Source organism: Haloterrigena salina JCM 13891, from assembly GCF_000337495.1.
GTDB classification, from domain to species: Archaea; Halobacteriota; Halobacteria; order Halobacteriales; family Natrialbaceae; genus Haloterrigena; species Haloterrigena salina.
This window is the reverse complement of the sequence record NZ_AOIS01000005.1, coordinates 59,751-82,044: the sequence shown is the minus strand read 5'-3', so window position 1 is coordinate 82,044 and position 22,294 is coordinate 59,751. Positions and strand designations below refer to the sequence as shown.

Sequence of the window (22,294 nt, the reverse complement as noted above, 5' to 3'; positions counted from 1 at the left end):
TATCCCCGGTCTCGGTTCGGAAGCGATCACACGACAGGTTCTCCGTCGCCGCCCTCGGAGACGAGCACGACGGGGATCGAAAGGTCGCGGACGAGTACCTCGCTCGTGCTGCCGAGCAAGACCGCCTTGAACGCCGATTTTCCCCGCGACCCGAGGACGACGATATCGATGCCTTCGCTCTCGGCGTACTCGACGATCACTCGTTCGGGAACCCCCGTTTCGATCCGGTCGACGAACGCCACGTCCCGCTCCCGACTCTCGGTTTCGACCGACTCGAGGACGGCCTCGCCCTCGGCGCGGAGGTCGTCTTCGACCGTCTCCGGATCGATGATGGCGCTGTCGTAGCCGATTCGCGTCTCGATCACGTAGAGCGCGTGCAGCGTCGCACTGTCGGTCGCCGCGAGGTCGATCGGACCGTCGCCGCGCGTGCACACTCGCTGCCGTCGGTCGCGAGAAGGACATCGGAGTACATCTTCGGGTATACGTCCCCCCGCCTTCCGTCTGATTTCGAGGGGTCGAAGACACGACCGCGACTGCGACCGAGGGAGTGACGACTGCCGGTCCGTCGTGGTTTCCTCGGTGGAGGCCGTACGGGCCGAGTGATTAGACGAGAAGAGCGTACGACGGTTTCCACTCTATCTGCCGCTGGATGCCGTGTGGAACTGCGACCGTAGTGAATCGAAGCGGTTGAATTATTTTGAATATGTTTATTGGTCACATTTCGTTCGGCTCGAGAGCAGGTGGTAGTCCTTCGTGTTTGATTCCCGTCTGTTCGTCGATTTGGAGTTCGTAGACTTTCACGTCTCCCGACAGGGTAGCCGATTCGAAAACGGCGGGCCGCCAGGCGGTACGTGAAATCTCGTCGAGTGTATCCCACTCGGTTTCTGGGAGGGCGGCGAGGTGACCAGTCAAAAGGACGCTTTGCCAATTGTACGGCGTATCCACCTTGTACACGAGGAATCTCGCGGTGTCGGTTGCCTCGCTTAGCGTTTGCTTCCGGCTATTCGAACCGAGGAGATACGTGAAATAGAGCCGGTCGTGCCCGTCGTACCCATAGGAGATGGGAAGCAAATATGGGCCGTCTTCCGCCGGAAGCCCGAGCACGCCAGTCTTCTGACTCGAAAGGAACCCCTCGATTTCGTTTTCGTCCATTTTCACCAGTCCGTATTCCCGCAGTTCATCGATGGACATGGGTGGACTATCGACGACGACGACGAAAATCCCCCCCTCCTACCGATAGTCAGACGGATACTTTCGGGCGGAGTTACTGTCTCCCCGTTGAGGTCCTAATCGGATATAACCAATTATCATACGTCTCGCGACTCGTCGATGAGCACGACGGCCTGCCCCTCGATTACGCGTTCGCCCTTCGAATCGACGACGTCGGTCGTAAGCTGATACTTGCCTCGGCCGATATCTTCGATGATCTCGCAAATCGCGGTCACTCGGTCGCCAAGTTCGACCGGTGAGAGGAAGGTGAGATTCTCCGACACGTAGATCGTCACCCCGGGAAAGCGAGCCAACGCGGCGCTGATCACTCCGCCGACGAGCGTCCCGTGGACGATCCGGCGACCGAACCGAGTGGCGCGTGCGTACTCGTCGTCGAGATGAAGGCGGTTCGTGTCTCCGCTGGCCGTAGCGAACGCCCGAACGTCGCGTTCGGTGAGCGCCTTCGTGAACTCGACGCGATCGCCGACAGTAATGCGGCTGTCGGAGAGACCGATAGCGTCAGTTTCCCAGCCGGATAGCTCGTAGGCGGTTTCAGAGGGGATGCGACTCCGGATACTGTCGGGCCGAGTATAGTCAAATTCGTAGCGTCGGAAGATCTGGGGAACGTATCGAACGATATCGTTCGAACTGACGAGTCCCTCGAGGCTGCCATCTTCTACAATGACGAGTCGAGCGATGTCGTTGTCGAACATTATCTCGACCGCATCCCCGATCGGCGTGTCGGCAGTAACCGTCACGACTTCGGTCGACATGAACTTGCGAAGTGGACACCCCGTCGGTTCGGATACGTCCCCGAGAAGCCGGACGAAATCGTCGCTGGTCACTATTCCGACGACATCACCGTTCTCAACGACGACGAGCGATCCAACTCCGTCCTCGCGACACGTCGCGGCCGCCTCGTCCGCCGTCGTATCCGGAGTAGCCGTCCTCACCGGGGAACTCATCACGTCGTTGACTCGGATGGGAAACGCCATGTGATCGACGTCTATTTCCGGTGTGAAAAAGTCCGACGGGCAATGCGCCGATACCGGACGATCACTGCGACGAGAGAGACAGGGTACCTTCGGAAACTGACGGTCGAAAAGCGGCCTTGAGCGAACCGATAGAGAGCGGAACCTCCTCGAGTAAACGTGTACAAGTGGCAAAACGTCCTCCTGGCGTGTCCGATCGCCGTTGTGCCCGAATCGAAGCGAAACGAACTGACGAACTCCTCGAGGGCGTGTGGCGGTCGGATGTCCTCGCGTCGGCGGAGCCGTCCGGTGGTATCGCGGTCTTCGAATTCCGGTTCGACGACCGCGGAGATCTCATAGCAGGACCGTCGCCCGCTCTCGAGACGGGAGACGAGTAGCGACGTCCACCCGGCTGTCGTGGGTGGGAGCCACGATCACCTGACGACCGTTACCGGTGCAGACGACCGCCGGACGATCTGCTCGGCGACGCTTCCGAGCAGGATATGCGTTCCGCCGTCGTGGCTGTGGCCGCCGATGAGAACGTGGTCGGCTTCGATCCGGTCAGCGTACTCGAGGATAACGCGTGACGGAGGTCCGGTCTCAGTCGTCGGTCGGAGATCCGCATCGCTATCTCTCTTGATCGAGTCCGCGATCTCCAGAACGCGGTCCGCGTTCCGGTCCGCTCGTTCGTGCCACGTACGGACTGCACCGTACCACTCCTCGAAATTCGGGTAGTCGTCGCTGCGTACGCCCACGCGGTCGAGATCGTCCACGAACGGATACCGCACGTAGAGCACGTGCACCGTCGCGTCCGGAAACGCGTCGATCGCGTGTTGTAACGCGTTACACGCCGGAGACGATCCGTCGAAGGGAACGAGCACCGTCTCCGGGGAGGCGATCCGTCCGTCGTCGACCGCCGATCGAAGAACGGTGATCGGAGCCCGCGTCCGGCGGACGAGCGCTTCGGACACGTTCCCGAGCGGAGCGTCCGCCGTATCCGCTCGATAGGATCCGTCGATCACGATCCGATCGATCGTATACAGATCGGCGTATCGAAGAATCGCGTGAATAGCGTGCCCGTAGACGAACTCCGAAGAGATCGTCGTCGAGCGCTCGTCTGCTACGGCGGGTACGGTTTCGAGGACATCCTGTGCCCGTTCGTATCGCTCCCGTACCTGTTTCTCCGAGTCCGGAATCGTCGCGAACGGGTCGAGGACGTGGAGTGCGGTGATCGTCTCGCCATCAAAGACGTCCGCTGCGTATCGCAGTGCCGACTGCGAGCGCCGCGATCCGTCGTACGGGACGAGAATGGAACGATCCATACTCAACGACTCGACGGACAGCGCAAAAATAACGTGGGCAGAAACCACTGATAAATCGGCGATCCGTTGTCGTTTCGAATTCGCCCCGAGAAGAGACGAATTGAGTCTCGTAGTACGCGAACTCGAGCGAACGACGACCACGGACGAGAAACGAGCGGCCGCGTCACGTACTTCGGAAGCAGTCGTCGGGTCCCGCGGTAGCACTCGGGGAGGGACGGGTATAGCGGGGCCTGCGCCAGTTCTGCGAGTCGCTCAGCGACGGTCGCGGGGCGCCGTCGTCGCGGATTCAGCGGCGGGGACAGATTCAGCGGCCGTGTGACTGTAGACCACACGCCAGCGAATCCCGCGCGAATGCGGCCGGGGCGAACTCCGGGGCAGCTGCGAGGATGGGTACCGCGAGCGCCATCCCAATCGATGTGTGAATCGTCGCCCTCATCGTGTCCTTCTATAGCGAACGAAACGACGGATATGTGTCTTGCGGCGAATGAATCCAACCGAACGCGGAAATTCGAGATGCGGGTCCGGCCATGACGAGATAGTGAACTGGCGTTCGAGTGTGAGCTGCTCCTCTGTCATGCTAATGCCATATTGCCGCACGGCTCACCGGGTAATGATATTATTCTATTGGAAACTCATTACAAACGTACGTTTGTAATACTTAGGGCCAGGGACCGACATATGTGGGGGGCGACAAGCACTGGCCTGAAACGGTCGGATAGAAACTACTTACACGTAATCTCGAGTGACTGTGTCGGTTCGCGATCCAGGCGATTGAGGTGCGGCACCCGTGTTCGATCGCGACGAACGTCGGATTCGGCTCCAAACTCGCCGACCGTCACGTAGCCGCCCTCACAATGAACCCGCGTGGAACCGAGGCGCGGTTATCTGAGTTCCCGAATAGTATTTTGAGACTCCGCGAGGTACGTCGGTTCGATGGCTCAGCAACTGCTGGTTCCCGTCGACGGATCGCCGCTGTCCAAACGAGCACTGGAGCACGCGCTCGAGGAATACGAGGACGCGTCCGTCATCGCGCTCCACATACTCGACCCCACCGATCCCGGGTACAGTTCACCGACCGATGTCGACGTCAGAAACGAACCGCCACACGGGTCCGACGAGTGGTACGAGCGGGCGAGCGAGGAGGAGGAGAAAATATTCGACGACGCGCGCGAGCTGGCGAGCGAACACGGCGGGACGCTCGATACCGACACCGCAATCGGCGAGCCCGCACGCGAAATCGTCGATTACGCCGAGGAGAACGAGATCGATCACGTCGTCATGGGCAGTCACGGACGAAGGGGAGAGACGCGACTGCTGCTCGGCAGCGTGGCTGACATGGTCGTCCGGCGGTCGCCGGTCTCCGTCACCGTCATCCGCGACTGAACGGATCGACAACTGTCGGCCGTTCGAATGATTCGGCCGGCTGTCCCTTTATACTCGTGCTCGAGGTAGGGGGCACCAATACAGTGGTATCGTTTCTCGTCCTCTACGGCACTGGTGAGGGACAGACGGGAACCGTCGCCGCCCGTCTCGCCGAGACGCTCGACGAACGCGGACACGATGCGACGACGCTCGACGTCGACGATCTCCCGACTACGTTCGACCTCGGTGAGTTCGACGCGGTCCTCGTCGGCGCGTCGATCCACGCCGGTAAACACCAGTCGTCGGTCCTCGAGTTCGTTCGGTCGAATCGGCCGGCACTCGATACGATACCGACGGCGTTCTTCCAGGTGTCGCTGTCGTCCGCGACCGAGGAGGGTCGTGCGCAAGCGGCGGGCTACTTCGAGGAGTTCGTCGCGGAGACAGAGTGGCATCCCGATTGGATCGGGTTCTTCGGCGGCGCACTCCGCTACTCGGAGTACGGGTTCCTCAAGCGGTTGCTGATGAAACAGATCGCCAAGCGGACCATCTCGGACCTTCCCGAAGCCGACGCGACGGGTGACGTCGAGTTCACCGACTGGGAGGAAGTCGAGTCCTTCGCCGCCGACGTGGCGGCGTTCGTCGAAGGACGGTTGGGCGTCGCGCCGGCTTCAGGCGACGAGGCGGAACTCGAGTGAACGCCGAGGAGCTATCGACGCGTCGACGACCGTCGACGCATCTCTGGCGGCTCTCAAGAGACGGACCTGTCGACTGGAGTGGGCGTTCAGTTCCGTCTTCACGTCCTCCGCCCGTGAAGGACAGGCATGGAGAAGAGAGCGATCGGCGCGGATTCGGTGACCGGCCGCGTTCGCGAGACGAGTAGCGGGTTCGATGTCTGGGGATTCCCGTTGTTCTCTCACGGCTGGACGTGGTGCTGGTGGAGCGTTCCGATTGTCACCGAATGGCACGTCTTCCGGTTTCCGGGGATCCTCTTTCTGCTCGTCGGCGGCGTCGGCGTCACGATCGGCGGCGTCGCGATGGCGTGGCTGGTCGGCGACCGGATCGGGCTGAAAGACCTAGGGCGACGCCTCGTCGACGTGCGACGGATTCCGTTGCGGTGGTCACCGGTGATGCTCGCGCTCTTTCCGGCGCTCGCGCTGGCCGGTGCCGGCGTCGCGATCGTCGCAGACGGTGCGACACAGCCGCTGAGCGGCGCTCCCCTGCGAGACCTGCTCGGTGAGCCGGTCGCTCTCGGCGGAACGCTGGCGATCATATTCCTACTCGGCCCCTTCCACGAGGAGATCGACTGGCGGGGCTACCGGCTCGATCGACTCCAGTTGCGCTGGAGCGCACTGACTTCCAGTGTCGTCCTCGGTGTCGCGTGGGCGGTCTGGCACGCGCCGCTGTTCCTGATGGTCGGCTACCACGGTAGCTGGGAGTACTCCCCGGAGCCGACGTGGTTCGCCTTCAATATTCTCGCCGGTGCGGTCCTCTACACCTGGCTGTACAACAACGCGAACCGGAGCGTCCTCGCGGCGATCCTGTTTCACTTCGTCGGCAACGCGACCGGCCAGCTCCTCGAGCTCTCGCCGGCGGCGGATCGGTATCAGACGATCGTTACGGCGGGACTCGTCCTCGTCGTCGTGCTCCGGTGGGGAGCGAGGGACCTCCGTCACGGGGAGGTGCGCCCGCGTCCGCCGTACTGATCGGCCCCACCGTCAGGTGCCACGGGACGGACCGTCGTTCCCGCCCGATTCGGACCCGTCGCCCGGTGCCGATGCGCCCGTCCTGTTGCGACCGCCGACCGACGAGTCGCCCGCGGGCTCAAGCGAACGCAGGAATCGGGCCAGCAGCACGAGACTCGAGAGCGTCAGGAGGCCGAAGACGACGAGAACTGGCGCCGGAACGGCGTCGCCGCTACGGAGCATGAAGACCGCCATCGTCAGCACGGCCAGGCCGAGAGTGGCCGCCTTCACCAGGAGGACGCCAGTGAACGCGTACCCCCACGCCCGGCGCTCGCGGAGCCAGTACGCCGAAAGCAGGAACGCCGGGAGGATGATTCCCAGATCGAGCGAGTAGATGACGGACGTCGGGAGCGACGCCTCGGCGACGCTCGGCGGCACCGTCCCGGCGAGCGCCGCGGGCAGGACCTCTGCCAACCACAGGAACGCGACGAGTACCGCCAGTAGCACCTGGAAGGCGACGAACGGCCGGACGGATAGATCCCCAGCGGTACGTTTCACTTCGGGGGCGTTAAGGCGGACCATCCCGCCGACGAACGTGGCCAGCGTGAGCCACAGCAACGTCGTATAGACTAAGTACAGTTCGTTGAACGCGGTCATAAACGAATACGACGCGTAGGTGTACAGCAGATAGCCGTCGACGCCGAGCCAGACGACGTACCCCCGCAACGACCCTCGAGCGGCGTAGTAGAGCGCGACGGCGAACACGGGGAGCGCCACGGACAGCGTCAGCAGGTCCTGTCCGTAGACCTGCGGCAGGAGGACCGGCGCGTCGCGATAGAAGCCGGGGACGAACAGTCCGACGAGCGTCGCGACGCCCGCGAGGACGACCGTTGCGATGGATGCGAAAACGTACGAACGCGGGAGCGAGGCTTCGACATCGCTCATCGGTTCGCCTCGCGTCGCGGGCCGCTACCGGTTCGCGCCATCGGCAGTTCTCCCTCGGTCCACGAGCGGCCGGTGATCGTACTCATCCCGTTACGAGTCTTCCACGGTGTCGAACGCGATAAAGAACGATGTCGAAGGTCGAGAGGCGTAGCCGGGCGACTACGGGCCGTTCGTCGGGTGTCGACGGGATCGGACCGCGGCCGTATCACCTCGCCGCTATGTCTCACGTCGACGGTCGAGAACCGCGGGACTCAGTCCTCGGGCGCCGCACTGTGTGGCGCCTCCGGAGTCGGTGCCGGCGGTTCGTGGGTGCCGAACTCGGGATGGGTCTCCTCCATCCACACGTAGACGACGGCACCGGAGAGGAACATCAAGGTCGCAGTCATGTAGAACGCGGCTTCGGCGCTCGCGAACTCCATCGAGAGGCCGATCAGGATCGCTCCGACACCGTAGCCGGCGTCGCGCCACATCCGGTAGACGCCCATACCGGCCGACCGCCACGTTGGATGGGCCGCGTCGCTGGGAACGGTCATCAGGTTGGGGTAGAGCAGTGCCATTCCGAGTCCGGAGAGCCCGGAAAGGAGTACCCACGGCAGGTAGCTCTCGACGAATACCATCCCGAGAACGCCCGCTCCGGCGAGGAACATTCCGGCGACGACGGGCGGGCGACGGCCGATGCGGTCGGCGAGGCCCCCGGTTCCGATCTGGAGGAAGTACATCGCGCTGTGGACGCCGACGACGACGCCGACGGCTTCGATCGCGAGCCCCTGACTCGTGAGGTAGAGCGGCACCGCGATCCAGAACAGCGTGTCCACGAAGTTCTCGATGTGGCCGGCCTGGGCCGCCGCGAACAGCGTCCTGTCGCCGTAGGTCGCTCGCTTGAGCACCTCGTCGAACGGGAGGTTCGCGTCGCGGTGGTCGTCGGCCTCCAGCTGTGCGAGTTGGACCGTCTCCTTGATGAGGAAGACCGAAATGAGGAACGCGAGCACCACGACGACCGCGAGGAAGTAGAACGGCTCCGGTCGAAGACTCGTCTGACCGGCGATGACGCCAGTGATCCACGCGCCCGCGGCGACGCCGGTGTAGCCGAACGCCTCGTCGATGCCGACGGCCAGCCCGCGCTGGTCTGGGCCGGCGAGGTCGATCTTGGCGTTGATCGCCATGCTCCAGGTCAGCGCCTGGTTGATCCCCAGCAGGACGTTCCCGACGGTGATCCAGCTCCAGCTCGGGGCGAAGATCAGGATCACCGGGATCGGCAGGGCAGTGATCCAGCCGAGCACGAGCACCGGCTTGCGACCGTACTCCTCGCCCCACTTGCCGGCGTAGAGGTTGAGCAGTGCCTTGACGAAGCCGAACGAGACGACGAACGAGCCGATGACGAGGAACGACTCGACGCCGAGCACGTCCTCGCCGAGGACGGGCACGACGGTCCGCTCCGAACCGATCGTCAGCCCCGTCGCGAACACCAGCAGGACGTGCAGCGAGAACTGTCCGAGGTGTTCGCGAATCCCCTGTTTCAGTTCAGTTGCCTCGCTCATTGGTTACTCGGCAGCACAGCGGTTCGGACCCAGTTCGAGCTCGGACAGTTCCTCGTCGGGGACGTCTTCCCGCCCGACGTTCGTCCGCTTGACGCGCTCGAAGTTCGGCGGATGATCCGGAATATCCGAAGCGAGCGTCTCAACGAACTCGTCGCGGTCACGCCCGAGGTCCTCGTTTTGCTCTCGGACCTCCGCGAGCGTCGCGGTCACCGGCGGTTCGGGCGATCCGGGATCGTGTGCCGGGAGGATGACCGCGTCGTCGGGGCGGTCAAGCAGGCGCTGGAGGCTCTCGTAGAGCGTCGCGGCGTTCCCTTCGACGTCGGAGCCCTCGAGTCCGGCCTCAACGCCGAGTTCGACGCGGCCGACGCTCTCGTGGAAGAGCGTATCGCCCGTGAGCAGGGCCTCGCCCTCGAGATCGAACGAGACGCTGCCCTCGCTGTGGCCGGGCGTGTGGATGACCTCGACGTCGACCGACCCGATCTCGATCGCGTCGCCGTCCTCGATCGGGTTCGCGTCGATCTCGAGCGCGTCGTTCGGATGGAGGTGGTACGGAACGCCGTGTCGCTCGGCGAGGTCCGCACCGCCGGAGACGTGGTCGGCGTGGGCGTGCGTATCGAAGACGCCGACGAGATCGGCGTCGTGATCGTCGATAATCCCCTCGTACTCCTCGAGGTAGTGCGAGGGGTCGAACACGGCAGCCTCCCCGTCCGAAATCAGGACGTGAGAGAGACATCCCTTCCCCGGACGGGCGACCTGGACGAGCGTTCCGTCGAGGTCGGTCGGGACGGGGTCGCTCCGGTGAACGCGACTCCATCCGTTCATCCCGTCGGCCAGCGTCTCGGCGTCGTAGCCCAGCTCTCGCAGAACGTCCGTCGCCGTCTGCGAGATGACCCCCGCGGCGCAGACGGTGACGATCTCTCGATCCTCCGGGAGAGCCGCGAGAGTCTCTTTCGCCGCCTCCGTGTCGGCGGTCAGGTCGTCGTAGACGTCGACGTTGACGCTGTCAGGAACGTGCCACTCCTCGTAGTCGTCCCGGTGGCGGATATCGAGCACGAGCACGTCTTCGTCGTCGCGTAACCGGTCGCCGAGTTCGGTCGGACTAATTTCGGTCATCGATACGTGTTCGTATGGTCGGGACCGGAATAGCAGTGGTGCGGGACATGACCGGTACCGTTAATCACTCCGAGATCGAACGGTGACGTATGAGTCTGTACGAGGCCTCGTTTCGACTGAAACACGAGTGTCCCTACCGGGAGATCTCGGAGCGCTATCCCGATCTCACGATTCGCGAGTGGTACCTGAGCGACTGCCAGGTGCTCGAGATCACTTCCGCGGAGGCGCCGGCCGACGACCTGTTGGAAGAGATCGACGGGATCGGAACGGTCCTCCACGAGTCGATCGACGACTCGGGGCTCCACGTCGTCACCCAGTCCTGTCTCTGCTCGCTCGAGGGGTCGATCCTGGAGCGGTTCGAGGAACACGATTGCCTCTATCAGCCGCCGACGATTCACCGGCAGGGGTGGGAACACTACACGGTGATCGCGTTCGACGAAGCCGACGTTCGGGCCTTGCTTCGGGACCTCGAGGCGGATCGGGACATCGAACTGCTCTCCAAGACCGCTATCACGGAGCAAGGGATTCCGCACAGTATGTTGGCACCGGTCGATCAGCTGTTCGAGGACCTCACCGACCGGCAGTTGGCGGCGTTACAGCTGGCGCTCGAGAACGGCTACTACGAACAGCCGCGAGGGACGTCGCTCCGAGAGCTGGCGTCACAGACGTCGGTGGCACGCTCGACCTACGAGGAACACCTCCGAAAGGCGGAGAACAAGCTGATGACGAACGCCGGTGCGTACCTCCGACTGGTAACGTCGGGGTCAGCGGGGAATCCGCTGCAGGCGGGCCGGTCGGGAACGTCCGAACAGCGCGCTGACTGATCGCTCGTCGAACAAGCGACCGTATTTTCGTTCACCGCACGCGGCATATAGCTTCATACTGTGTGCGACCCTACAGTTCACGATGGACCGAATCGAATTCGTCTACACGATCGGAATGAACGATCGGGAACTCGAGGAACGCCTTGCGAGCACCGACACCGGTGTCCTCGCACTCGCGGCCGACGGCGCCGCGTACGCGTTCCCCGTCGCCCACCATTACGAAGACGGGACGCTGTACGTCCGTCTGTCGACCGACGGATCGAGCACGAAGATGTCGCACCTCGACGACACCGAGACCGCCTGTTTCACCCTCTACGACGTCGATTCCGCCGGACGATCCTGGAGTATCATCGCCACCGGACCGCTCCGAAAGCTCACCGGTTCGGAGCGAGCGGCGTTCGACGAGGCGGCGGTCAACGAGTCGTTTCTCGAACTCCGGATCTTCGACGAAGACGTCGAGGCGGTGGAAATCGAGCTATACGGACTCGAGATCGAGACGATCACCGGGAGAAAAACGAGCGAGTAACGAGCCGTTATCCCGTCCGTCGGTCGCTCGGAAGCCGTCTCCGAAGAGGGCTTCAGTGGAGTGAACGCCGCGTAGAACGGATAGAGGAGACGGAGTCGTCTCAACGGTTGACGGCCTCGTTGGTGGCTCCTGAGCCGCCCGCTCCCTCCGCACGAGAGACGCTCGGTCTCGCGACCGCTCGCGCGTCACCCGGGCAGGAACAGGTTCAGAAACGCGACGACGATCCCCGCAAGCCCCATCCTGATCCCGGCGACGATCCAGTTCTGCTTCGAGATCGAGCCGAGGTACGCACCGAACGCGAACAACACGCCGACGCCGACGGCGATGGCGAGCAGCGTCGCCTCGAGCATGGAGACGACGACGCCCTCCGCGAGGAAGGGAATCAGCGGCAGGAGAATGCCGATGAGCGGGCCGATTCCGCTCGCCACCGCGTTGACCTTGCGAGCGCCCGCCCGCCGCTGCTGGACCGCCGTGTCCTCGAGGTCGGTCAGCATCGCCCGCTCGAGCTCCATCAGTTCGGCCTGTTTCTCGGCGCGTTCGATCTCCCAGACGCTCCAGATCCCCGACGTTCCCAGCCCGACGGCCGCGCCGAGACCGATCGTGATCACGGTGAGGCCGTCGGAAACGCCCGACAGGTAGGCGCCGACGACGACGCCGATGCTCGTCAGGGTGCCGTCGAACCCGTTCGAGATGAAGTACCGCCGCGAGATGGATCTGACCTCCTCGTCCTCGAGGAGCGCGCTGACGGAATCGAGGCGATCGCGAAGCCGAGTCACGTCGCTCACCGGCTCACCGATCCTGCGGCGTGTCGATCTGTTCGACGAGGCGCTCGCCGCAGACGACCTGATCGATCGAGTGAATCGTCCCGCCGAGGTCGGTGATCGCCTGCTCAAGCGCGTCCGCGTCGATGTCGTCTCCCTCGACCGTCAGCTTGAGATTTTGGACCTCGCGGTCGGTCTCGACGAGGACGACGTTGACGGCATCGACGCCCGAGCAGTCGCTGGCGACGGTGGCGAGTTCGAGGATGTTCGGCTCCTGCGGTTTCATGACGTCGAGGACGAGCCGTCGTATCGGTGGCGACATACCCTGATGCTCGCGGGCGATGCCCTTAGTGGCGGGGGACGATCCGCGACCGCGTCTACGGTACTCGCGCCGACGACGATGGCGGTTTATAGAGAACGGGGACGCGTCGGCTCTCGCGGCCGTCCGCGTTCTCCGCGTTGCCTGACCGCTTACGGCTCGAGTCGCCCGACGAGAACGGCGACCGCGAGGTACGCGGGGAGACAGACGAAGAGCACCGCGCCGATGAGTCCCCAGTCTCCCGCCTCGAGGGGCACCGTTCCGAAGTACCGGTTCAGCGGCGTGTAGAGCACCGCGAGCTGGAGGGCGATCGACGTCGCGACGGCGGCCGCGAGCCACGGATTCGAAAGCGTCGGCGTCTCGCGCAGCCAGCGGATGACGTAGAGCTTCGCGAACTCGAGGAAGACGAACGCCGTGAAGACCATCGTCATCGCGTACGCTGTAACCTCGGCAGCCCCCTCGAGCGCGTAGAACATGAGCGCGAGCGCGACGACCGTCGTGACGGCGCCGGTCCCGCCGATGAGTTCGAGCATGGGCCGCCCGATGATCCCCCGATCGGGATCGCGCGGCGGGCGATCCATCACGTCGCCGCTCTCGGGGTCGGCGCCGAGCGCCAGCGCCGGCAGGCCGTCGGTCAGCAGGTTGATCCACAGCAACTGCACGGCGGGCAGGATGAGGTAGCCGTACAGCGATGCGAGGAAGACGATCGCCACCTCGGCGACGTTCGCGCTCAGGAGGTAGGCGACGAACTTCCAGACGTTGTCGAAGATCGCCCGCCCGCGTTCGACCGCCCGCTCGATCGTCGCGTAGTCGTCGTCCAGCAGGACGATATCCGAGGCCTGCCTGGCGACGTCCGTCCCCCGGATCCCCATGGCGACGCCGACGTCGGCGTTCTTCAGCGCCGGCGCGTCGTTGACCCCGTCGCCGGTCATCGCGACGTCGTTGCCGCGGTCCTGCAACGCTCGCAGGATCCGGACCTTGTGTTCCGGCGACATCCGCGCGAAGACGTCGACGGACGCGGCCCGTTCGCGCAGCGTCTCCTCGTCCATCCGTTCGATCTCGCCGCCCTCGAGGACCGCAGTGCCGATCCCGAGCGATTCGGCGATCGCTCGCGCTGTCCGGACGTTGTCGCCGGTCACCATCTTCACGTCGATCCCCGCCCGCCGCGTCTCCGCGATTGCGTCGGCGACCTCCTCGCGGGGCGGATCGATTATCCCGGTCAACCCCACGAACGTCAGCCCGGCCGCGAGATCGTCGGCGTCGACCGGGTCCTCGCGGTAGGCCATCGCGAGGACGCGGAGCGCGTCGTCACCGAACGCCCGGACCGTCGTCTCGACGCGTTCGCGGCGCTCGTCGGTCAGCGGTTTCGGCCCATCGGCGGTCAGAATCCGATCGCAGTTCTCGAGGACGACCTCCGGTGCTCCCTTGATGTAGCCGACGTCCCCGTGGACGGTCCCCATCCACTTGCGTTCGGAGGAAAACGGTACTTCGCCGGTTCGCGGGTGCTCCGCGCGGAGTTCGTCGACGTCGAACCCGCGACGATCCGCGGCCTCGAGCAGGGCCCGCTCGGTCGGGTCGCCGCCGTCGTCCTCGAGCGTCGAATCGTTACAGAGCGCACCGATTCGCAGGAGCAGATCCTCGCGGTCAGAGGGCGCGTTCTCGTCGGCCGCCTCCGATCCAGCGTCGACGACGGCGTCGTTCACCCAGCACCTGCTGACGGTCATCTGCCCTTTCGTGAGCGTGCCCGTCTTGTCCGTGCAGACGACGTCGACTGCGCCCAGCGCCTCGACCGCCGGCAGCCGTCGGACGAGCGCGTTCTCCTCGGACATCCGGCGCACGCCGAGCGCGAGCGTGAGCGTGACCACCGCCGGCAGCCCTTCAGGGATCGCGGCCACGGCGAGCGACACCGCCGTCAGGGCGGCCTGGATCGCGGGCGTACCCCGGAGGAGCAACAGCGGCGCGACCAGCGCGGAGAGGACGAGGACGCCGAGCCCGAGGTTTCGACCGAGGACGTCGAGTTCGTCCTGCATTGGGGTCCGGGTCTCCTCGGTAGCGGCGAGTTCGCGGGCGATCCCGCCGACTTCGGTCTCCATTCCCGTCCCGGTGACGACGGCGAGGCCCTTTCCGCGGGTGACGCTCGTCCCCTTGTAGACCATGCTCGCACGCTCCGCGAGCGGCGTCTCCGACGCGACGGGCGCCGACGATTTCGAGACCGGGACGCTCTCCCCGGTCAGCGAGGCCTCGTCGACCTCGAGGTCGGTCGCCTCGAGGAGTCGCCCGTCAGCGGGAACGACGTCTCCGCCGCGCAGGACGACGACGTCGCCGGGGACCAGCCCCGTGGCGTCGATCGTTCGCGCCTCGCCGTCGCGCCGAACCGTCGCCGTCGGCGCGGCCAGTTCCCTGAGCGACTCGAGGCTCCGCTCGGCCCGGTAGTCCTGAACGAAGCCGAAGATTCCGTTCGCCACGACGATGATCGCTATCAGGACCGCGTCGACGGTGTGACCCGCCCAGACCGAGAGGGCGGCCGCGGCCAGCAACACCCAGATCAGGGCGCTGTCGAACTGCGCGACGAAGATGTCGACCGGAGACCGGCCGCCGCCCCGAACGATGTCGTTCTCGCCGTGTTCCTCGCGCCGGCGGCGCGCTTCCTCGTCGATCAGCCCGTCGACGCGCGACTCGAGGGAGGCCACGACGCGGTCGGCGGGGCGCTCGTGTGGCTTCTCGGACACTACTCGGAGTTGCGTCCGAACCCCTATAGAAGTACGCGCCGGAACGCGGGGGACTCGCTGTCAGCGCCGGTCCGGCCGCTCGACGTCGCGACGCGCCGTCTGCCGGTCTGGTCCCACCACCCGATGCTGGAGACCGGTAGCCCTGAGGAGGTACGGGAGCAGCGTTCCCTGGACGAGCGCACCGACGATGGCGACGCCGAAGACCACCGCCTGGACGAACTCCCGGTGAGGAACCCACGACGGGAGTCCGAGCGCCAGCGCGACCGGGACCACGGTGTGTAACCCGCCCCAGACGAGGACGTGCTGGTAGTCGCGGGGAAACGGTCTCGAGACGGTCAGGTTGACCGCCCCTACGAGGACGTAGACGACCGTCGCCCGGACGAGCAAGACGAGAGCGGTGACGAGAAGCGCCGCCGGCAGGTACTTCGCGAGGCTGTCGATCGGAACCTGCGTCCCGATGAGCACGTAGACGATCGTCGACAGCAGGAACGCTCCGCCTTCCCAGATGTCGCGGACGAACTCGACCGTCCCGCGGTCGGTTCCGTTCGTAACGGCCAGGTCCACGAACGCACCCGCCCCGACAGTCGCGAGGATGCCGCTCACGCCGACGCTCTCGGCGACGACGTAGCTACCGTACGCGAGCAGGACCGTGACCAGCAGGACCGCCATCCGTTCGGGAAGACGGTGGACGAACCGCGTCGCACCGTATCCGAGACCGCTCCCGAGGAGAAAGCCGCCGAGACCGACGGCGAAGAGGTCCCTGACGACGATTTCGGCGGTCTCGAATCCGGACATCGGTCCCGACTGCTCGGCGAGCAACGCGAGGAGTACGTTGACGATGACGACCGCGACGCCGTCGTTGAATAAGCTTTCACCCTCGACGACGACGGTCAACTGCTCGGGGGCGTCCAGTTCCGAGAACAGGGAGAGGACGGCAACGGGGTCGGTCGGGACGAGGATCGCGGCGAGCAATAGTGACACTCCGATCGACAGCCCGAACGCGACCTCGACGATCGATCCGAGCAGGGCGACCGCCAGCGGGATTCCGAGGGCGACCAGCACGAGCGGCACGGCCAGGTTCTCCCGCAGCGCCGTCCGATCCAGTCCGATGACCCCGTTGAACAGGATCGGCGGCAGGACCAATCCCACGATGACGTCCGCCGAGAGCCGAATGCCGACGTCGATGCGCAGCACCGAGATCACGACCCCGACCACAATGAGGAGCACCGAGTACGGGACATCGAGCCACGCGTCCACGACGACCCTGACCCCTAGCGCGAGCGCGAATAGGGCACACACGCGGACGAGGACCTCGAAAACGGTGGCCATGAACGAGTACTCGAGAGACGGCCCCGTAATACCTAACGTGGCCGATGCGAGTGACGCCGCCGTCGCTGCGCTGACTCGACTCCGCCCGTCCCAGTGAGGCGACCTCGGTTTCCCGGTCGATTCGCACGCGACTACGATCCCTCGGCCGCCGATTCGCGAACCGCCAGGACGGGGACCGGAGCCGTTCGAACGAGTGACTCGGTGACGCTCCCCAGTACGTACCGGTCGAAGCCGGTTCGGCCGTGGGTCCCGACCACGACGAGGTCGATATCCTGTTCCTCGACGAACGACCGGATCGCCTCGGCCACTGACGGCCCGTACGCGACCGTTTCGGCGGCCGGTTCGACGTCGTTAGTTTCCGCGACCGACGATGCCGCCTCGAGGATGTCGTCCGCGGCCTCCTCGAGCATCGCCGTCTTGATATCGGAACGGACGTCGACGCCGACGCTGACAACGTCGACGACCGTGAGGAGATGCAGCGCCGCCCCGGTCGCGCTCGCGACGTCGACGCCAACCTCGAGCGCGTCCCTCGCGCAGTCGCTCCCGTCGGTCGGGGTCAGCACCCGGCGGTACGGGTACGCCAATTCGGCCGCGGCGTCCGGCCGAATCGTCAGCACGGGGCCGTCGGCGCGTCTGACGACTCGCTCGGTCGTGCTGCCGAGCAGGAACCGCTCGAGTCCCCGACGGCCGTGGGTCGGCACGACGGTGAGGTCGATATCGCGGTCCGCCGCGTAGTCGATGATCTCCCGATACGGCTCCCCCTTCCGGATCTCGGTGACCGCGTCGATCCCGCGCTCCGACGCGCGGTCGGCGGCGTCGCGCACGATTCGCTCGCCCTCCCGCTCGAGGGCGTCGACGACATCGCCTTCCATCTGAAACGGGCTGTACAGCGCCGTCTCCATCACGTTGAGGACGTGAACCGTCGACCCGTGTTCGGCGGCGATATCGAGGACGTGCTCGAGCGCGGCGGCCGCCCCCTGACTGCCGTCGGTGGGAAAGAGGAGGCGATCGAACGTCGCGGACGTCTCGGAATCGGTCACGTTCGGACACCTCCCGTCGCGTTTCGAGGAGCGGATCCGAGTCTCGCCCGTGGTGGTCGGACGTCGGCTACGCGGAGTTCCATGCGTGTCCGATACGTCGGAAACGGGGATAAACGGGTAGGGCGCCTCGAAAGCGGGGGCGCTGGGGAAGGGATGTACTCCGGATCCGGCTCGTTCGTCGTCGACGTCGTCTCAGCGATGACGGCCGATATCCGCCTCGTGGAGCTCGTCCTCGGCCCTCCACGTTCGCGGTCGGACCGTGACGAACACGGCGAGGAGGTAGCACGCGACGACTATCACAGAAACGAGGAGACCGGGAACCGCGCCGATGGCGGCGCTTTCGGGCCACGGACGGCCGGCGAACGCCGTGACCCGGATGATCCACGCACCCAGGATGATCGTATACAGCAGCAGGTAGATCCGCCGCAGGCGATGGGCGACGGCCTCTTCGGTCGAGATTTTGATCGTCGGGCGCCGGTAGTCCTGACTCAACTTCTCGCGCCACGACGGGTCTTCGAGGCCGGCAGAGGGGTCGAGCCCGTACGCGAAGACGTTCTTCTGGAGCGTTCGGACGCGCCCGCGCCAGATGTCGTATCCCCGGTACCGACGGGCCTCGATGATCAGGAACGCGGTCACCGCCGCCGCACCCAGCAACACGACGTAGTGGGGATTGCCCCGACTCGAGAACGACCACGTCAGGATCGCGCTCATCACGACGATCGCCCAGTAGGTCGTCTGGTCGAGCCGTTCCCGCCAGAACTTCATCCGGTGGATCTCGCCGCGGTAGAGGTGGGCCATGGCCGAACTCGGCCCCATGTCTTCGTCCAGGAGGCCCGCGCCGATCTCACGGTGTTCTGCGTCGTTCGGATCGACGTCTTTCGTCGACTCTCTGTCCATCGTTGTCGATCGTTCTCGAGCGACGACGAAAAGCGAGGCGAATTCCGCCGCGCGCTCGTTCGGGTCGAGTTCGGATTCTACTCGCGCGGACACTGACTCTCAGCGGGAAGAACGAGGACTCGAGTATATCCCGTAGCGACACGTCTGTCGCAGTGATTCACGTGAGTTACGGAATGATTGGGCGTCTCGTTGCCGCTCGTCTCGCGACCTACCTGATCGTCACCGTCGCAGTAACGGACCTCCTCCGGTCGCGGATCGAGTTCTCGCTGCTGGTCGGTATCCCGTCAGGGCTGGTCGCCGGCGCGGTCGCCGGTGGCGTCGTCGCCTGGGGGTTCGCCGACGGTGCGCCGGAACGGCGGCGGATCGCGTCCGCGTTCGGCGCCTTCGCGATCACCGTTCTCGTCGCGATCGTCGCCGGGTCGCTCCTTCCGGTCGGGACCGCACTGACCGTCGTCGTCGGCACGGTCGTCGGCTTGCTAACCGCCGTCGGAGTCTACCGCTGCGACGACGGCAGCGCTCGCACCCGCCGGGCGTGACANTCGTCGGCACGGTCGTCGGCTTGCTAACCGCCGTCGGAGTCTACCGCTGCGACGACGGCAGCGCTCGCACCCGCCGGGCGTGACGCCGCGCGCGTCAGCGACGTGGGCAACGAGGTCGTCACGGCCGCGGTCCGAGAACGAGGGCGACGACCGCCCGGGGCGTCACGACGACGTCGACGAAGCGGCGACACGGGTTCCACGGGTCCAACGGCTATTCCGTCGATCGGTTCCGTCCGGGCCGCGACAACAGCGAGTCGAACACCTTTCGCTGTGCCTTCCGAAGGTGCTGATTGAACGTCGGCGGTGCGATTTCCAGCGATTCGGCGACCTCCTCGCCGGACGCGTCACGCGGCCACTCGTAGTAACCCGCGTGGTACGCCGCCTCGAGAGCCGATCGCTGGCGATCGGTGAGGACCGCCGTCAGCGCGTGGCGAGCGCGGTCGGTCGTGTCCCGCCGTCGTTCGAGCTGACGGTGTTTCAGTAGTTCCGCCGTGGGGTAGGCGTTCTGCACGACGTTGACAACCTGTCGGACTTCCGAACCCGACGCCACGTGGATCGTCATGCGATAATCGCCGTCTTCGATGACGGCGCTCTCGACCGACCCGCCGAGTGAAGCGACCGTCGACAGCACCGGCGGCTCGGAGAGTCGGAGTTCGAACCGCGTCGCTGCGTCGCCGCCTCGATACGTGACGGCTTTCCAGTGGGGGAGCGTTTCGACGATCGCTTCCAGGCCGTCGATCGCGTCCGGAGTCGCGCTCCCGTAAACGAGGAACTCGTCGTCCTCGATCGGGACCGTGTGGTCGAGCGTGATCCGTCCGGCCGACGGAACGTCGAGGTCGAGTTCGTCCAACAGATCTCTGATTCGGAAGTCGAGTTCGACGACGTCGTCGCTCATCAGGGCGCGCTTACGCTCTGTCGAAGCGATGGCGTGACCGATTACATCCCCCAGTTGGCCGAGCACGGCGCGCTCTCGACCCTCGAACGCGTTCGGCCGATCGGCGTAGACGTTCAACACGCCGTAGATGGTCTCTTCGTGGACGATCGGGATCGCGGCCGACGACCGGACTCCGTACTCCTCGAGGCGGCTCCGCCAGGGGTCGTACCTGGAATCGTCGCGGATATCCCGCGTGGTCTGGATCTCGCGCTCCCGGACGGCCCTACCCGTGGGTCCGCCGCTTCGCTCGTCGTCCGGATCGATTGAGATGGCGATCCCCTCGAGGTACTCCGCCACGCCGCCGGCCTCGGTTCGAACGTTCACCGTCTGATCGGCGGCGTCGACGTCGCCGATCCACGCGAACAGATACGAGTCCGTCGCGGCGAGGTGCTCGCAGACGCTCCGCTCGATCTCCTCGCGCGTCGACCGGTCGATGGCCTCATCGGTGATATCGCGGACGACGTCGTTGAGAGCGTCGAGCGCGGCGAGTTGTTCGTGCTGGCGCTTCAGTTCCCGCTCGCGATCGTGCCGGTCGATGGCGGTCGCGAGTACGTTCGCGACCGACTGAACAAAGGTGACGTCGTGTTCCGAGAACGCCCGGTGATCGGTGTCGTGGACTCCAAGGACCCCCCAGGGATCCTCGCTGGAACCGATGACGACGCTGATACCGCTCGTGACGTCGTGGTCGGTCAACAGGTCGGGCCCGTCAAAGCGCGACTCCGAGTCGAGATCGTCTACCAGGACCGGATCCCCAGACGCCAGCGTATAGGCGGCCTGTGACCCGTCTTCGACGGCCGAGACGGTCGTCGTTCCGACGACGTTCGGATCCCAGCCGGAACCCTGTCGCAATCGGAGTTCGTCGGCGGTCCGATCGAGAACGAGCGCCTTGGAGTAGTCCGTCTCGAGCGTCGTGGTGAGCAGGTCGGCCGCGTCGGCCAGCAGTTCGTCCAGGTCTCGGCTCTCGAGCGCCCGCTGACCGAGGTCCGCAACGACTTCCTGTTGCCGGATCCGTCGTCTAAGCGTCCGTTCCCGTTCGATGCGATCGGAGACGTCGCGAACCACGCCGCAGCGGCCGTCGGTTTCGCCAAGCGGGAACGGGGCCAGCCTGCTCTCACACGGAACGGTCGCTCCGTCGTCGGTCTGTAGATCGAGCTCGATGGTCGCGGAACCTCGGTCGCCCGTCGCGATTTCCTCGGCCAGCGACTCGGCCCGCGTCGTGATCTCGGCGTCGTGGACGGTCGTCGCGTGCGCCCCGAGGAGTTCGTCCCGGTCGTATCCCGTCAGTTCACAGAAGCCGTCGTTGACCGCGACGAACCGGGCGTCCTCGTCGACCGCGTAGACGCCGTCGGGGACGGTCTCGACGAGCCGCTCGTACTGTTCGAGTTTCCGTTCGCGCGACGCGCGCTGCTTCCGATCGGTGACGTCGTGGTAGAGTTCGATCCGTCCGCCCGCGTACGTCCCGGTCTCGATCGGCTCGCTGCGGTGCTCGAGCCAGCGCGGTTCGCGCTCCTCGGCCGCCGTCACGCGACACTCGAATCGTTCGGCGTACGTGTTGTCGTCGTCGGTCGCCAGAACGGTGTCGACGAACGCGGTCGCGTCGTCGACCGCGGGCGCGATGTCGGTCTCGACGAGTCGGCGTTTGTTCCGCCCGAGGACGCGCTCGCGGTCGAGATCGAAGTACCGCTCGGCCGTCTCGTTGAGCCACGCGACGTTGAACGACTCGTCGAGGACGAACACGCCGATGTCGGTCCTGTCGAGGGCGGTGGCGAGCAGGGACTCGGCTTCGACCGGCCAGTCTCCGGACCCGAGCGGTCGATCGGTTCTCGCCGACGGGGGCCGCCACCACACCCGGGCGCTCGCCCCGACGCGCTTGGTCTCGAGTTCGTCCCGTTCGACGAGTCGCTCCAGTCGCTCGTACGTGCTCCGTCGACCGAGTTCGAGATCGTCCGCCAGTTCGGTCGTCGTCCGCGGGGACCCGGCCTCGTCGAAGAGCGCGAGCGTCTCCCGAAGGGCCTCCGTCAGCGATCGAGACGTCATTACGGGGGACTAGCGACGCGGGCGCATCAACCCTCCGCCGACGGAGGCAACTCGGGTGCGATTTCGGGCCGACCGGGATCGAAGGTCTGGAGTCGACCCGAACTGTGTCGGACTCATCGAGTCGGCGCGCGGATCTCACCTACGTGGTTTTACCCTGATCTTACGACCGACCGTCTGCTGAGTGTGACGTACGGTGACCTCGCCGGTCGACCGGAGG

Annotated in this window: 20 protein-coding genes; 6 read left to right on the top strand and 14 right to left on the bottom strand. The window is 65.3% G+C overall.

What is annotated here, in order from left to right; genetic code table 11:
- Positions 1-26: 26 nt before the first annotated feature.
- The 4 genes from C477_RS00965 to C477_RS00945 form a co-directional block, all read right to left on the bottom strand.
- Positions 27-434 carry a universal stress protein gene (locus tag C477_RS00965; protein ID WP_008892550.1) on the bottom strand — a complete coding sequence of 136 codons (408 nt, stop codon included), beginning with the start codon at positions 432-434 and terminating at the stop codon, positions 27-29.
- 280 nt (positions 435-714) lie between these two features.
- The gene (locus C477_RS00960; RefSeq protein ID WP_008892549.1) at positions 715-1,191 is read right to left on the bottom strand and encodes a pyridoxamine 5'-phosphate oxidase family protein; all 477 of its coding nucleotides are present in this window, start codon (positions 1,189-1,191) and stop codon (positions 715-717) included.
- 116 nt (positions 1,192-1,307) lie between these two features.
- Positions 1,308-2,174: a CBS domain-containing protein gene (locus C477_RS00955; protein WP_275040451.1), complete on the bottom strand. Its 867-nt coding sequence runs from the start codon at positions 2,172-2,174 to the stop codon at positions 1,308-1,310.
- A 440-nt stretch (positions 2,175-2,614) separates the two neighbouring features.
- Positions 2,615-3,502, bottom strand: a complete 888-nt coding sequence (locus C477_RS00945) for a universal stress protein (protein ID WP_008892546.1) — start codon at positions 3,500-3,502, stop codon at positions 2,615-2,617.
- A gap of 933 nt (positions 3,503-4,435) precedes the next feature.
- Between C477_RS00945 and C477_RS00940 the strand changes: the two genes are divergently transcribed.
- The 3 genes from C477_RS00940 to C477_RS00930 all read left to right on the top strand — a co-directional run bounded on the left by C477_RS00940 (position 4,436) and on the right by C477_RS00930 (position 6,567).
- Entirely contained in the window at positions 4,436-4,885 is a 450-nt protein-coding gene (locus tag C477_RS00940; RefSeq protein WP_008892545.1) for a universal stress protein, read from the top strand.
- 83 nt (positions 4,886-4,968) lie between these two features.
- Positions 4,969-5,559: a flavodoxin domain-containing protein gene (locus C477_RS00935; protein WP_008892544.1), complete on the top strand. Its 591-nt coding sequence runs from the start codon at positions 4,969-4,971 to the stop codon at positions 5,557-5,559.
- Positions 5,560-5,685: 126 nt separating this feature from the next.
- Positions 5,686-6,567 (top strand): CPBP family intramembrane glutamic endopeptidase, encoded by an 882-nt coding sequence (locus C477_RS00930; protein ID WP_008892543.1) that lies wholly within the window; start codon positions 5,686-5,688, stop codon positions 6,565-6,567.
- Between the two features lie 12 nt (positions 6,568-6,579).
- On the opposite strand, the gene C477_RS00925 is transcribed toward C477_RS00930, so the two are convergent.
- From C477_RS00925 to C477_RS00915, 3 genes are all read right to left on the bottom strand, one after another.
- The gene (locus tag C477_RS00925; protein WP_008892542.1) at positions 6,580-7,491 is read right to left on the bottom strand and encodes a hypothetical protein; all 912 of its coding nucleotides are present in this window, start codon (positions 7,489-7,491) and stop codon (positions 6,580-6,582) included.
- A 251-nt stretch (positions 7,492-7,742) separates the two neighbouring features.
- Positions 7,743-9,029, bottom strand: a complete 1,287-nt coding sequence (locus C477_RS00920; RefSeq protein WP_008892541.1) for an MFS transporter — start codon at positions 9,027-9,029, stop codon at positions 7,743-7,745.
- A gap of 3 nt (positions 9,030-9,032) precedes the next feature.
- Positions 9,033-10,142 (bottom strand): MBL fold metallo-hydrolase, encoded by a 1,110-nt coding sequence (locus tag C477_RS00915; protein ID WP_008892540.1) that lies wholly within the window; start codon positions 10,140-10,142, stop codon positions 9,033-9,035.
- 89 nt (positions 10,143-10,231) lie between these two features.
- On the opposite strand from C477_RS00915, the gene C477_RS00910 reads away from it, so the two are divergent.
- Both C477_RS00910 and C477_RS00905 read left to right on the top strand, forming a co-directional pair.
- Complete coding sequence (locus C477_RS00910; RefSeq protein WP_008892539.1) at positions 10,232-10,966, top strand: helix-turn-helix domain-containing protein; 735 nt, start codon at positions 10,232-10,234, stop codon at positions 10,964-10,966.
- An 82-nt stretch (positions 10,967-11,048) separates the two neighbouring features.
- The gene (locus tag C477_RS00905) at positions 11,049-11,492 is read left to right on the top strand and encodes a pyridoxamine 5'-phosphate oxidase family protein (RefSeq protein WP_008892538.1); all 444 of its coding nucleotides are present in this window, start codon (positions 11,049-11,051) and stop codon (positions 11,490-11,492) included.
- A gap of 185 nt (positions 11,493-11,677) precedes the next feature.
- On the opposite strand, the gene C477_RS00900 is transcribed toward C477_RS00905, so the two are convergent.
- From C477_RS00900 to C477_RS00875, 6 genes are all read right to left on the bottom strand, one after another.
- Positions 11,678-12,277, bottom strand: coding sequence for a VIT1/CCC1 transporter family protein (locus tag C477_RS00900; protein WP_008892537.1), 600 nt, complete (start codon positions 12,275-12,277; stop codon positions 11,678-11,680).
- 4 nt (positions 12,278-12,281) lie between these two features.
- Positions 12,282-12,575, bottom strand: a complete 294-nt coding sequence (locus C477_RS00895; protein ID WP_008892536.1) for a DUF211 domain-containing protein — start codon at positions 12,573-12,575, stop codon at positions 12,282-12,284.
- Positions 12,576-12,724: 149 nt separating this feature from the next.
- On the bottom strand, positions 12,725-15,301 hold the full coding sequence (locus C477_RS00890; RefSeq protein ID WP_008892535.1) for a calcium-translocating P-type ATPase, PMCA-type: 2,577 nt from the start codon (positions 15,299-15,301) through the stop codon (positions 12,725-12,727).
- Positions 15,302-15,361: 60 nt separating this feature from the next.
- Positions 15,362-16,630: a cation:proton antiporter gene (locus tag C477_RS00885; RefSeq protein WP_008892534.1), complete on the bottom strand. Its 1,269-nt coding sequence runs from the start codon at positions 16,628-16,630 to the stop codon at positions 15,362-15,364.
- A 131-nt stretch (positions 16,631-16,761) separates the two neighbouring features.
- Entirely contained in the window at positions 16,762-17,670 is a 909-nt protein-coding gene (locus C477_RS00880) for a universal stress protein (protein WP_008892533.1), read from the bottom strand.
- 192 nt (positions 17,671-17,862) lie between these two features.
- Positions 17,863-18,567, bottom strand: coding sequence for a DUF2270 domain-containing protein (locus C477_RS00875; protein ID WP_049914081.1), 705 nt, complete (start codon positions 18,565-18,567; stop codon positions 17,863-17,865).
- Positions 18,568-18,740: 173 nt separating this feature from the next.
- Between C477_RS00875 and C477_RS00870 the strand changes: the two genes are divergently transcribed.
- Complete coding sequence (locus C477_RS00870) at positions 18,741-19,103, top strand: hypothetical protein (RefSeq protein ID WP_008892531.1); 363 nt, start codon at positions 18,741-18,743, stop codon at positions 19,101-19,103.
- A 214-nt stretch (positions 19,104-19,317) separates the two neighbouring features.
- On the opposite strand, the gene C477_RS00865 is transcribed toward C477_RS00870, so the two are convergent.
- A complete protein-coding gene (locus C477_RS00865) occupies positions 19,318-22,077 on the bottom strand; it encodes a bacterio-opsin activator domain-containing protein (RefSeq protein WP_008892530.1) in 2,760 nt (919 codons plus the stop codon).
- Positions 22,078-22,294 lie beyond the last annotated feature (217 nt).